This window comes from Streptomyces lacrimifluminis, from assembly GCF_014646095.1.
GTDB lineage: Bacteria > Actinomycetota > Actinomycetes > Streptomycetales > Streptomycetaceae > Streptomyces > Streptomyces lacrimifluminis.
Map to the genome: position 1 here is coordinate 315374 of NZ_BMMU01000004.1, position 12391 is coordinate 327764.

At 71.7% G+C, this 12391-nt stretch carries 11 protein-coding genes; 7 read left to right on the forward strand and 4 right to left on the reverse strand.

Annotated elements, in window-relative coordinates; all coding sequences use genetic code 11:
- Positions 1-101 precede the first annotated feature (101 nt).
- Positions 102-998 carry an SMP-30/gluconolactonase/LRE family protein gene (locus tag IEY89_RS08960; protein ID WP_189146751.1) on the reverse strand — a complete coding sequence of 299 codons (897 nt, stop codon included), beginning with the start codon at positions 996-998 and terminating at the stop codon, positions 102-104.
- The gene (locus tag IEY89_RS08965) at positions 995-1768 is read right to left on the reverse strand and encodes an IclR family transcriptional regulator (RefSeq protein WP_189146752.1); all 774 of its coding nucleotides are present in this window, start codon (positions 1766-1768) and stop codon (positions 995-997) included. Before IEY89_RS08965 ends, IEY89_RS08960 begins: the two co-directional genes overlap by 4 nt.
- Positions 1769-1956: 188 nt before the next feature.
- Between IEY89_RS08965 and IEY89_RS08970 the strand changes: the two genes are divergently transcribed.
- Positions 1957-2529: a hypothetical protein gene (locus tag IEY89_RS08970; protein WP_189146753.1), complete on the forward strand. Its 573-nt coding sequence runs from the start codon at positions 1957-1959 to the stop codon at positions 2527-2529.
- 26 nt (positions 2530-2555) lie between these two features.
- Here IEY89_RS08970 and IEY89_RS08975 read toward each other — a convergent pair whose 3' ends face one another.
- Positions 2556-3431, reverse strand: a complete 876-nt coding sequence (locus IEY89_RS08975; protein WP_189146754.1) for an ATP-grasp domain-containing protein — start codon at positions 3429-3431, stop codon at positions 2556-2558.
- Positions 3432-3631: 200 nt separating this feature from the next.
- Complete coding sequence (locus IEY89_RS08980; protein ID WP_189146755.1) at positions 3632-4354, reverse strand: FadR/GntR family transcriptional regulator; 723 nt, start codon at positions 4352-4354, stop codon at positions 3632-3634.
- Between the two features lie 225 nt (positions 4355-4579).
- Between IEY89_RS08980 and IEY89_RS08985 the strand changes: the two genes are divergently transcribed.
- The 6 genes from IEY89_RS08985 to IEY89_RS09010 all read left to right on the forward strand — a co-directional run bounded on the left by IEY89_RS08985 (position 4580) and on the right by IEY89_RS09010 (position 12344).
- Positions 4580-5968, forward strand: a complete 1389-nt coding sequence (locus IEY89_RS08985; RefSeq protein WP_189146756.1) for an SLC13 family permease — start codon at positions 4580-4582, stop codon at positions 5966-5968.
- Positions 5969-6022: 54 nt separating this feature from the next.
- Positions 6023-7525 (forward strand): acyl-CoA synthetase, encoded by a 1503-nt coding sequence (locus tag IEY89_RS08990; RefSeq protein WP_189146757.1) that lies wholly within the window; start codon positions 6023-6025, stop codon positions 7523-7525.
- Between the two features lie 40 nt (positions 7526-7565).
- Positions 7566-8969 carry a carboxyl transferase domain-containing protein gene (locus IEY89_RS08995; RefSeq protein WP_189146758.1) on the forward strand — a complete coding sequence of 468 codons (1404 nt, stop codon included), beginning with the start codon at positions 7566-7568 and terminating at the stop codon, positions 8967-8969.
- Between the two features lie 193 nt (positions 8970-9162).
- Entirely contained in the window at positions 9163-10200 is a 1038-nt protein-coding gene (locus IEY89_RS09000) for a rod shape-determining protein (RefSeq protein WP_189146759.1), read from the forward strand.
- A 36-nt stretch (positions 10201-10236) separates the two neighbouring features.
- Entirely contained in the window at positions 10237-11751 is a 1515-nt protein-coding gene (locus IEY89_RS09005; RefSeq protein ID WP_373287210.1) for a GAF domain-containing protein, read from the forward strand.
- Between the two features lie 77 nt (positions 11752-11828).
- Positions 11829-12344, forward strand: coding sequence for a hypothetical protein (locus IEY89_RS09010; RefSeq protein WP_189146936.1), 516 nt, complete (start codon positions 11829-11831; stop codon positions 12342-12344).
- The last annotated feature ends 47 nt before the right edge of the window (positions 12345-12391 follow it).

A 12391-nucleotide genomic window follows, 5' to 3' on the forward strand; every position in this document is an offset into this window, starting at 1 on the left:
GAGTGACGGTGGCGCGGGCCTGAGGTGACAGCGGCCGGGCAGGCGACGGAAGTCCCGTTGCCTGCCCTGCCGTTGAGTAACCGCCGTACGGTCGTCGTCCGTCAGCCCGCGAAGGCCGGCTGGGCGAGCCCCTTGCCCGCTTCCGGTACGACCAGGAGCGAGCCCGACATCGGGTGGGGGGCGGACAGACCGACGCGGGCCGTGGTGATGTACAGGTCCGTGAGGTCCGGGCCGCCGAAGGCGCAGGCCGTGGGCCGGACCGTGGGCAGGGTGATCGTGCGGTCCAGGCTGCCGGAGGGGGTGTAGCGGCGGACCGCTCCGCCCTCCCACAGGGCCACCCAGACACAGCCGTCCGCGTCGACCGTCAGGCCGTCGGGGAAGCCCGCGCCCTCTTCGATCAGCGCCAACTGGCGGCGGTTGGTGACACTTTCGCCGTCGGACGACACGTCGAAGACGTCGATGCGGCGGGTCGGGGTGTCGATGTAGTACATCAGGCTGCCGTCCGGGCTCCAGCCCGTGCCGTTGCTCACCGCCACGTCGTCCAGGACGGTCGTGACCGTCCCGTCGCCCGTCAGCCGGGACAGCGAACCGCCGCCCGGCGCCTCGTCGTAGCGCATCGTGCCGGCCCACAGGGAGCCGTCGGGGGCCACCGCCGCGTCGTTCGCCCGGCGGCCGGGCGTCGGGTCGTGGTGCAGCCAGCGGAAGCCGGTGGCGGGGTCGGCACCCCCGCCGTCGCCATCGCCCTCGCCGTCGTAGAGGGCGACTCCGTCGCGCAGGTTCAGGACCAGGCCGCCGCCCGCGCGTGGCTTGGCGGCGCCCACGTGCTGACCGGTCGTCATGACCGTGCGACGGCCTGTCGACGGGTCGTAGGTGTTGACCCGGGAGCCGAGGATGTCGATCCAGATCAGACGGGACCGCGCCGCGTCCCAGGTCGGGCCCTCACCGAGGGTCGCCTGCGCCCGGACCGCCACTTCGAGGGTGGGCTCGTACGTCGTCATGCCACGCTCCGGTGACCGAGGCGCTCGGAGAGTTCGGCGGCGCCCTTGACGGCGAGCTGCTCCAGCTCCGAACGGTGGTCCTCGCTCCAGCGGATCATCGGGACCGAGATCGACAGCGCGGCGACCACCCGGCCCGTGCGGTCGTACACCGGTGCCGCCACACAGCTGACGTCCGGGTTCGACTCACGGTTCTCCACGGCGACGCCCCGGCGGCGGATCTCCGCGAGGGCCTCGCGCAGGGCGGCCGGGTCGGTGATGCTGTTCGGCGTCATCGCGGCCAGCGGGACGTTGTCGGGGACCCGTGCGGAGAGCTCGTGGTCGGGCAGCGAGGCCAGCAGCATCTTGCCCACGGATGTGCAGTGGGCGGGCAGGCGGCGGCCGGCCGCCGACACCATCCGTACCGCGTGCGTGGAGTCCATCTTCGCGATGTAGATGACGTCCGTGCCTTCGAGGATCGCGACATGCACCGTCTCGTCGCACGTCTCGGCGACGGAACGGGCCACCTGCAGGCCCTCCGCGGCCAGGTCGAGCTGCTCGGCGTACCGGCTGCCGAGCTGGTACGGGCGCACGCCCAGGCGGTAGCGTCCCGGCTGGCCGGGCACCTGCACGATGTACGAACGGGCGGCGAGTGTCGTCACCAGTTCGTGCACGGTGGTGCGCGGCAGCTGGAGTCGGCGCACTATGTCCGGGGCGGAGAGTGTGCCGTCTCCGTCCAGGAAGAGCTCAAGAATGTCGAGAGCCCGGGTCACGGCAGGTACGAGGCGTCCCATGACGGCCCCCTCTCTTGTGTCCAGGGTGTCGGTGGTCTCGACGCCTTTCGACGACGTTCGAGATTTCAACAGACGATCGGAATGACGAACAGAGGACAGGCTAACCACAAGGACTCGGGCGGGCAATGGGCGTGCGATGGCTTCGTTGCCGTCCGTGACCGTCCACGCCTCCCGGCCGGTACGAGACGATGGTCCGCATGTTCACGGTTACCGACTTCCAGCTGGTGCTGCTGCGCCGCATGGCCGACCACAACCCGGACCTGGTGGAGGACGCCCGGCACGAGCTGGGCGTGTCGATCGCGGACATGCGCGAGGCCAACAAGCGCTGGCAGGCGATGCTCCGCTCCCCACGCGCCCGCGCCGCCGCCTCCCGGTACCGCTCGGTCCTCGGCACCCCGGAGTCGGTGACGCCCCGCGGGATCGGCGACCTGGAGTGCGAGGCCTGGCTGTGGCCGGTCCCCCTCTGGCCCGACCTGCGCTTCGAGGTGCTCGTGGCCCCGAACGGCGTGGCCTGGAACGAGTGGCTGGTACGGGCCCCGGGCGCCCCCGCGCCCGAACCCCGCACGCCGGACGACCTGCTCCCCTGGTCCTGCACGGTCGACGAGGTCGCCCACGCCTTCGCCCCCGCGCGCCCCCTGGAGGGCACGGCCCCCACCCGCTGGGGCCTGGCGTTCACGGCACCGGACGGGGCGGGGGTACGGCGGGAGTGGGTGGCGGAGTTCACCTGGGGGTTGTTGCAGCGGACGGCGGTCAGGGACTGACAGGTTCGCCGGCAAGGGGACAGTCCCTAACGGCCGACGGCGGCCCGCAGGATGGCCTGCACGACCACCGGGACCGAGTCGGGATGCAGGTCGAGGAACAGGTTCGGCTCGATCAACTCCACCTCCATGACCCGGGGTTCACCGTCGTCACCGAGGACGAGGTCGACACGGGCGTACAGGAGACCGGAGTTGTCCGGCACGGCGGCCAACGCCCTTTCGGCGACGGCGAGTTCGACCGGGGTCGGAGACCAGACCTCAAGGTCGGGATGGGCGACCTTGTCGTCGTCGTACGCCGTACCGGGAGCCAGTACGGCCCCCTTGCGGCTGGCGTGCAGAAAACGCCCGCCGAAGAACTGCAGGGCACGCTCCCCGGTGACGTCGATGCTCCCGATGTACGGCTGCACCATCGCGGTGAACCCCTCGGCATGCATACGCGCGAGATGCCGTACGGCCGTCTCCCGGTCCTCGGGGGTGTAGCGGGCGGCGTAACGGGCGCCGGCGCCGGAGGTGGGCTTGACGACGTACTCGTGGTCGTCGGGGAGGTCGGGGGCGTCGCCGGGGGCCAGATGACGGGTGGGGACCGTGGGGACACCGGCCGCGGTCAGCTCACCGAGGTACCGCTTGTCCATGTTCCACCGCAGGACACCGACCGGATTCGCGACCCGCGTGACCTTCCCGCACCGCTCGAGCCAGCCCGCGAACTCCTCCGCGCGCCAGGTGTAGTCCCAGGTGGACCGGACCACGGCGAGATCGAAGGAGGCCCAGTCGACATCGGGATCGTCCCAGTAGGCGGCGGTCGCGTCGGCACCGGCTGCCGCCAACTCCCGTACCAGGAGGGGGAAATCGCGGTCCTTGCTGGTCTCCGGCCGGGGGTCGTAGGTGACGATCGCGATGCGGACCACGGGGACTCCCTCGGTAAGGCGTGTACTACTGGTTCACCACTGATAGCGATATCGGATGAAGGTTAACAAGCTCCTGACCTTCATCTTCGGGCGAACCGCAGCTGAGCACCGGGGCACTGGGGCACTGGGCACTGGGCACTGGGCACTGGGCACTGGGCACTGGGCACTGGGCACTGGGCAGGGCCTACGGCACCACAGGCTCAGCCAGGCTGCGAGCCGTCGCCCTCCGGATCCCAGTCCAGCAACCGGACCTTCGCCACCGTACGCACATGCCGACGCATCGCGGCGGCGGCCTGCCTAGGCTCCCCGGCCTCGATCGCTTCGAAGATGGCCATGTGCTGGGCCAGGGAGCGGACGGGACGGCCCGGTTGGCGCAGGGACTCGTGGCGACTCTCGGTGATCTGGTCGGCGATGGACCGCATGAACTCGGCGAGGATCCCGCTGTGCGCCGCGGACGTGACCGCCGCGTGGAACAGACGGTCGCCCTCCACGCCGTCCGCACCCTCCTCGATCTCCTCCCCCATGACACCGAGCGCGGCGCGCAGCTCGGCGAGGTCCTCCTGTGTGCGGCGCTCGGCGGCCAGTTCGGCGAGCTTGGTCTCCAAAGCCTCGCGGGCGTCGAGTACGTCGGGCAGCCGGCGCCGGCGCTCGACGAGTTGCTCCACCGATTCGACCTCAAGGCTGTCGCGCACGAGATACGTACCGCCTCCGTGCCGGACCTCGACCAGTCCCTGAACCTCCAGCACGACGATGGCCTGTTTCACGGAGGCCCGGCTGACGCCCAGCCGGGCGGCCAGATCGCGTTCGGGGGGAAGCCTGTCACCGGCCCCGAGACCTCCCTCGACGACGTAGTTGCGCAGCCGGTCGAGCACCTGCTCGTACAGGCGCGTCTTGGCTTCCACCGGGCGCAATGCGTCAGCCATGCCCATTCCCCCTTACGTCGGCCGCAGCGTAACACTGGGTAGCCGCCGGATCGCCGGCCTGTGGATGAGTGGCTCAGCGGTCTAGTGGCTGAACCAATTTATGTCATGTCCCTTGACGCTGGCCGAGACCAACACCCAATGTGGTTCATCCACTCAGCCACTCAACCACTTTGAGCTGGACCACTCACCCCTCGTCGACAAGGGACCCAAGGACGGGAAGCCCATATGTCCGCCGAACTGATTTCGATCCTCGTGCTGGTCGTGGTCTTCGTGATCGCCACGACCCGTTCCATCAACATGGGCGCGCTCGCGTTCGCCGCCGCTTTCGGGGTGGGCGAGCTCGTGGCCGACCTCGACACCGACACGATCTTCGCCGGGTTCCCCGGCTCCCTGTTCGTCGTGCTGGTCGGAGTGACCTACCTGTTCGCGATCGCCCGGGCCAACGGCACCACCGACTGGCTCGTGCACGCCTCGGTCCGCCTGGTGCGCGGGCGGGTCGTGCTCATTCCGTGGGTGATGTTCGTACTGACGGGGGCGCTCACCGCGATCGGCGCCGTCAGTCCGGCGGCCGTCGCCATCGTGGCGCCGATCGCGCTGAGTTTCGCCGCGCAGTACGGCATCAGCCCTCTGCTGATGGGCGCGATGGTGGTGCACGGGGCCCAGGGCGGCGGCTTCTCGCCCATCAGCATCTACGGGTCGATCGTCAACGGGATCGTCGAGAAGGAGAAGCTTCCCGGCAACGAGATCACCCTCTTCCTCGCCTCACTCTTCGTCAACCTCGCCATCGCGGCGGTGGTGTTCGTGCTGTTCGGCGGGTTGAAGCTGAGCCGCACGAGCGCCGTGGACGACCCTGCCGGCGAGGCCGCCGGGAGCGGCGAAGGGGACGGGAACAGGGCCGGATCCGGGATCGGGGCCGGGATCGGGGCCGGTAAGGACCGCGCCGGCGACGGAGGTGGCGGCAGCGTCTCCGTCCGCACGGAAGGCGGCGTCTCCGTCCGGGCGGAAGAAGCCCTCCGCCTCACGCCCGCCCGTATCGCCACCCTCGCCGGGCTCCTCGTCCTCGTCGTCGCCGTGCTCGCCTTCGACCTCGACGCGGGGCTCACCGCCATCACCGTCGCCGTTCTGCTCGCCGCCTGCTGGCCCGAGGACAGTCGCAAGGCCGTGGGCCAGATCGCGTGGACGACCGTCCTGGTGATCTGCGGTGTCCTCACCTACGTCGGCGTGTTGCAGGAGATGGGCACCATCACCTGGGCCGGCGAGGGCGTCGGCGACATCGGTGTGCCGCTGCTGGCCGCGGTGCTCCTCTGCTACATCGGCGCGCTGATCTCGGCCTTCGCCTCCTCCGTCGGCATCATGGGGGCGCTGATTCCGCTGGCGGTACCGTTCCTGGCGCAGGGCGAGATCGGCGCGGTCGGGATGGTGGCGGCGCTCGCGGTGTCGGCGACGGTGGTGGACGTCAGTCCCTTCTCGACGAACGGGGCGCTGGTCCTGGCCTCGGCGCCGGATGTCGACCGTGAGCGTTTCTTCCGGCAGCTGATGGTGTACGGAGGAATCGTGGTGGCCGTGGTTCCCGCGGTGGTGTGGCTGGTGCTGGTGGTACCCGGCTGGGGGTGACCGCGGGCATCACCCCACCTGTACGACGATGTGACGAGTTAAGGAGTACGACGCGTGTCCTCTCTCTTCCCCGGGCTGACCGGCGACCCGACCGACACCCCGGACGAGCGGCCCGCCCTGCGCTTCGGCGACCGCTCGCTGACGTACGCCGAGCTCGCCGCTGCGGCCGGGGCCCTCGCCGACCGGATCTCCGGCGCGGGTGGCCCGGTCGCCGTCTGGGCGACACCCACGCTGGAGACGGCCGTCGGCGTCGTGGCCGCGCTGCTGGCCGGCGTCCCGGCGGTGCCGCTCAACCCGAAGTCGGGCGAGAGCGAGTTGGGGCACATCCTGAAGGACAGCTCACCCACACTCGTACTCACCGCCCACGGCGACCAACTCCCGTCCGCGTTCGGGGCGTTGGAGCGCATCGACGTCGCCATCGGCACCGGCACCGGCACCGGCACCGGCACCGGCGTACGTGTGTCCGCCGAGGGCCCCGGGGCCACGTACGACTTCACCCCCGAAACCCCCGCCCTCATCGTCTACACCTCGGGCACCACCGGCCCGCCCAAGGGTGCCGTCATCCCGCGCCGGGCCGTCGCCGCCACCCTGGACGCGCTCGCCGACGCCTGGCAGTGGACCGGCGAGGACGTGCTGGTGCACGGGCTTCCGCTCTTTCATGTGCACGGTCTGATTCTCGGCATCCTCGGGCCGCTGCGGCGCGGCGGCTCGGTACGGCACCTCGGACGGTTCGGGACGGAGGGCGTGACCCGTGAGCTGAACGACGGGGCGACGATGCTGTTCGGCGTCCCGACGATGTACCACCGGATCGCGGAAGCGCTCCCCGGCGACCCGGAACTCGCCGAGGCGCTCGGCCGGGCCCGTCTGCTCGTCTCCGGTTCCGCCGCACTGCCCGTGCACGACCACGAGCGGATCACGGCCGCGACCGGCCAACGGGTCGTGGAGCGCTACGGCATGACGGAGACCCTGATGAACACCAGCGTCCGCGCGGACGGGGAGCCTCGCGCGGGCACGGTCGGCGTACCGCTGCCGGGCGTCGAACTGCGGCTCGTCGAGGAGGACGGAGCACCCATCACGGCGTACGACGGCGAAACCGTGGGCGAGATCCAGGTGCGCGGGCCGAACCTGTTCACCGAGTACCTCAACCGGCCCGACGCCACCGCCGCCGCCTTCACCGACGACGGGTGGTTCCGCACTGGTGACATGGCGGTGCGCGATCCCGACGGCTACGTCCGTATCGTCGGCCGCAAGGCCACCGACCTGATCAAGAGCGGCGGCTACAAGATCGGCGCGGGCGAGATCGAGAACGCGCTGCTGGAGCACGCGGGCGTGCGCGAGGCGGCCGTGACCGGGGAACCCGACGCCGACCTGGGCGAGCGGATCGTCGCCTGGATCGTCCCCGCCGACGCCCAGTCCCCGCCGCACGCGGACGAGTTGGCGAATCATGTCGCCGCGCGTCTCGCCCCGCACAAACGCCCCCGGGTGGTGCGCTACCTGGACGCCCTCCCGCGCAACGACATGGGGAAGATCATGAAGCGGGCCCTGCCCGGTGAGTGATCCAGTGAGTGATCCAGCGACCGACCGCGTGGCTGGTCCCGTGACCGACCGCACCCCCCGGCGCCACTCCGCCCGCGAGCTCATCGCCCTGCTCGCCGACGGCTCCCACCAGGGTTTCCGTGAACTCCCGTACCCCACAAGGGAGTTCAAGCTCGACGGTCCTCTCGCCTGGCAGGGTTACGACACCGTGCGCGCCCACGCCACCGCCCGCACCGGCGAGGAGGAGTCCGTCGTCTGCGGCACCGCACACATCGACGGCACCCCTGCCGTACTGATCGCCTTCGAGTTCGGCTTCCTCGGCGGCTCGCTCGGCGAACGCACCGGGGACCGCCTGGAGTCGGCGTACGAGTACGCGCGCGCCCATCGCCTGTCCGTCGTCCCGCTCGTCGCGACAGGCGGCAGCCGCATGCAGGAGGGCATGCTCGCGCTGACCCAACTCCAGCGCGTGGCACGGCAGTCGGTGCTCACGCGTGAGGCGGGCCTGCCGCAGATCGCGGTCCTCCGGGATCCGACGACCGGCGGCGGCTGGGCGACCCTGGGCGCGGGTGCCGACGTCGTGCTGGCGCTGCCCGGCGCCCAGGTGGGCTTCGCGGGTTCCCGGGTCCGCCCGGCCGACGCGGACCCGGCGGCGTACACGGCCGAGGCGCAGGTGGCGGCGGGCGCGGCGGACGCGGTCGTACATCCGGAGGCACTCCGGGAGACGCTGGCCCTGTGGCTGCGCCTGCTGAACACCGGTTCAGCAGGCGCCACAGGTGCCGCGAGCACCGCCACCGCCCGGCCGACGGAGGCAGCCCCGCCACCGCCACCCCTGAGGACCGCCCCCCTCCCCACCACCGGCTGGGACGCCGTCCAGCGTGCCCGCTCCCCCCAACGCCCGCGCGCCGAGGCCTACTTGGACGCGTACTTCACCCGGCGTGCCGCGATCAGCGGCGACCGTTGCGGGGGCACCGACGCCGGGATGGCGTGCGGATTCGGCGAGTGCGCGGCGGACGGGCGGACCGTCGCGTACGCCGCCCAGCTCGGCACGGCCACCCGTCCCGCCGGCTATCGCACCGCCGCCCGGCTGATCCGCCTCGCGGACCGGCTCGGCATCCCGGTGCTGACCCTGGTGGACACCCCGGGTGCCGCCAACGACGCCGCCGCCGAGCGCCAGGGCGCGGGTGCCGCGATCGCGGACCTGTTCGGCGCGGTCGCGGCAGCCCGTACGCCGGTCACCACCCTGCTGATCGGCGAGGGCGGCTCGGGCGGCGCCCTGGCCCTCGCCGCCCCCGGCAGCACCTGGGCCACGTCGGACAGCTATTTCTCCGTCATCGCACCGGAGCTCGCGGCGGCCATCCTCAAGCGTCCGGAGGGCGAGGTGGAGTCGACGGCGGACCAGCTCCGGATCCGCCCGCAGGATCTGGTGGAGCTGGGGGTGGTGCAGGGCATCGTGGGCCTCCCGTAGCCCACTCGGGACTTTCGGCCGCCCCCTTCGGGACCTTGGCCATAATTCAGACATAAATTATAAAATACCCATACGGCGGCACCCCGCCCGGCCCCCTACAACAGGCGCCCCCTCCCCCGCGCCCCGCACGATGCCAGTGGAGGCCCGCCGACCGGCGCGGCCCGTACGGTCTGCGCTCTCGGGAGGATCTGCCATGACCGTCAGTCTGGAACAGATGCGCCGCTGCCATTTCGCCGTCGACCTCGGGGCCGCGCGGACCCGCGTCTACGTCAAGGGTGCCGGGCTCGTCGTCGATCAGCCGTCCGTCGCCGCCGTGAACACCAAGACCGGCGCACTGATCGCGGTCGGGGAGTTCGCCGAGAAGATGACGGGCCGTACGCCCCACTACATCCGGGTCGTACGGCCCGTCTCCGGTGGGACCGTCGTCGACATCGAGATGGCGCAGCGCATGCTGCGGCACCTGATCGGCGACAAGGTACGGCGGACGCTGCGCCGCAAGCCCTTCCTGCGGGCCGCCGCCTGCACCCCGCACGACGCCGATCCGCTCGCGCAGCGCGCGACCATCGAGACGCTCGTCGGGCTCGGCGCCCGGCGCGTCGAACTCGTCGACACGCTCGTCGCCGCCGCCGTGGGGTGCGGGCTGCCCGTCGAACGTCCCGAGGCGACCATGGTCATGGTGTGCGGTGCCGCCGCCACCCAGCTCGCCGTTCTCTCCCTCGGCTCGATCGTGACCGCCCAGCGGATCCCGGTCGGCGGCGAGGCCGTGGACCACGCGATCGTGCAGCATCTGCGGCACGAGCACGAGCTGATGCTCCCGAGCCAGTCCGTGCGTCCGCTGCAGCTCGCCCTCTCCGGCAACGGGCTCACCGCGCACGGGCCGGAGTCCACCGAGATCCACGGACGGGATGTCGCCACCGGCCTCGCCCGCACCGTCCAGGTCGACACCGCCGCCGTGCGCGACGCCATCCAGACGCCGCTGACCGCCGTACTCGACGGGATCGGCAAGGTGCTGCGGGACTGCCCGCCCGATCTGGTGGCCGACCTCGCCGACCGCGGCATCATGATGGTCGGCGGCAGCGCGCTGCTCCCCGGGTTCGACCAGATGCTGCGGCAGGCCACGGGCATGCCGGTGCACATCGCCGAACGGCCGGACGTGTGCGCGGTACAGGGCCTCGGGTACATGCTGGAGGGCAGGATCGAGCCCATGGTGCTGGATCCGCTGGCCACCTGAGACCGGCCACCCGCACCCGGTAGCCCTCCCCGTCGCATGTCGGACGACACACCCCCACCGCCCGCTCCTGCTCCTGTGCCTGCTTCTGCCCCTACCCCTGCTCCTTCGCCTCCCCCACTGCCGCCCCGTCTCGAAGCCGTGCTCGGCATCGGTACCGATCTCGAACTGCGCACCACCCTCCAGCACATCGTGGACGGCGCTGCCGAGTTGACCGGTGCCCGGTACGCGGGATTCGGGATGGCCGACCCCGGACACGACGGCCTCGTGGAGATCCGCAAGGCCGACCTGCGGCGTGCCGAGAGGGAGGGCATCACCGTCATCGACGTACCGATCCGCGTCGATGACGAGGAGTTCGGGCGGCTCTATCTCGCCGAGAAGCTCGACGGCACCCCGTTCGGTGACGAGGAAAGGGAGTTGCTGCGGGTGCTGGCCGCGCAGGCCGGTATCGCGATCGGCAACGCCCGGCTGTACGAGACCGCACGGCAGCGCGAGCGCTGGATCGAGGGTGCCGCCGCCGTCACCACCGCGCTGCTCACCGGCGGGGCCGACGACGACGCGCTGATGACCGTCGCGAACCGTGCCCGGCTCCTCGCCGACGCCGCCGCGGGTGTCATCCTGCAGCCGACGGACGCCGGCGGCATGGAGATCGTGACCGCCTCCACACTGGACGATCCCGGTGACATCGTCGGGACCACCATCGCCCCGGGCAGTCCCGTCCTCGTCCAACTCCTCGGCGGGGAAGCGGTGTTCGTCGACGACTCGGCGACCGACCCCCGGATGACGACCCCGGTGCGGCACCGGTTCGGGCCCAGCATGCTGCTGCCGTTGCAGGCGGAGGGGCGGCTGATCGGCACCCTCGCCCTGCCGCGCCGACGCGGTGACCGCCCGTACACCGACGTGGAACGACTCCTCGCGACGCAGTTCGCCTCGCAGGCCGCCCTCGCGCTCGTCCTCGCCGACGCCAGGCGTCGTCGCGCCCGTCTCGCGGTGTACGAGGACCGCGACCGGATCGCCCGTGACCTGCACGATCTCGTCGTCCAACGGCTGTTCGCCACCGGCATGATGCTGGAGTCCACCCAGCGCCGGGCCGCGGGCGACGACACGGTGTGCGAGATCCTCGGGCACGCGGTCGACGAGCTCCAGGCCACCGTCCAGGAGGTCCGTACGACCATCTTCGCCCTCCAGCAGCCTCCGGCGGACGCACCGACAACCTTGCGGGGCAAGGTACTTCGGGAAGCGGCCGGTGCGGCGGCGGTACTCGGGCGACGCCCCTCCGTCCACTTCACCGGCCCCGTCGAGCACCGCGTCCCGTCCCCCGTCGCCGCCCAGCTCCTCACCGCCCTGCGCCGCGCCCTCGCCACCGCCGTACGCCGCCCCGCTGTCACCCGCGTCGGGATCACGGTCGACGTGACGGCGGTCCTGCCGGACGGCCGGGACGGCGTGCGGCTGACGGTCTACGACGATGGCGGCAGCGGCCATGGCACAACGGGCCCAGGCGCGGGTACGACGGTCATCTGGCAGGCCCCGCTGGGAGACGGCACCCTGGGATGAGGTCACGGACCGTGGACGGCGGAGGGCAGCCAGTGACTGACATCGACACGCGTAACGGCACTCGCGTCGGCACAGGCATGGACACCGGTGTGGGCACGCGCGTCGAGGCGCGCGTCCGCACGCGCATCGGCGTGACCGGGCACCGCTCGATCCCCGCCGCCGTTCTGCCGTCCGTCCGCACGGGCATCCGCCGGCAACTCGAGGGCGACGAGGAGATGGAGGCCCTGAGCTGCCTCGCGGCCGGGGCCGACCAGTTGTTCGCCGACATCGCCCTGGACCACGGTGTCCCGGTCACCGCCGTGATTCCCGGTATGGACTACGAGGCCCACCTCGGCGACGCCGACACCCGGGCCGCGTACCGTCGCCTCCTCGGTTCCTGCCGTACGCGGGTGAACCTGCCCGAGGAGGCGACGCACGAGGAGGCCTACTTCGCGGCGGGCCGCTGGATCGTCGACCACGTCGACCGGCTGGTCGCGGTGTGGGACGGGCAGCCCGCGCGAGGGCTCGGGGGCACCGGGGACGTGGTGGCGTACGCCCGGCGCATGGGCGTTCCGGTGACGGTGCTGTGGCGACCGGGGGTACTGCGCGCCTGACTTCGGGGCCGGGAGCCCCGGTCCGGAGCCGGCGCCCCGGCCGGTGT

Coding starts and splice junctions, on each gene's coding strand:
- IEY89_RS08960 (WP_189146751.1), bottom strand. CDS start 998: ATGACGACGTACGAGCCCACCCTCGAAGTGGCGGTCCGGGCGCAGGCG.
- IEY89_RS08965 (WP_189146752.1), bottom strand. CDS start 1,768: ATGGGACGCCTCGTACCTGCCGTGACCCGGGCTCTCGACATTCTTGAG.
- IEY89_RS08970 (WP_189146753.1), top strand. CDS start 1,957: ATGGTCCGCATGTTCACGGTTACCGACTTCCAGCTGGTGCTGCTGCGC.
- IEY89_RS08980 (WP_189146755.1), bottom strand. CDS start 4,354: ATGGCTGACGCATTGCGCCCGGTGGAAGCCAAGACGCGCCTGTACGAG.
- IEY89_RS08985 (WP_189146756.1), top strand. CDS start 4,580: ATGTCCGCCGAACTGATTTCGATCCTCGTGCTGGTCGTGGTCTTCGTG.
- IEY89_RS09000 (WP_189146759.1), top strand. CDS start 9,163: ATGACCGTCAGTCTGGAACAGATGCGCCGCTGCCATTTCGCCGTCGAC.
- IEY89_RS09005 (WP_373287210.1), top strand. CDS start 10,237: ATGTCGGACGACACACCCCCACCGCCCGCTCCTGCTCCTGTGCCTGCT.
- IEY89_RS09010 (WP_189146936.1), top strand. CDS start 11,829: ATGGACACCGGTGTGGGCACGCGCGTCGAGGCGCGCGTCCGCACGCGC.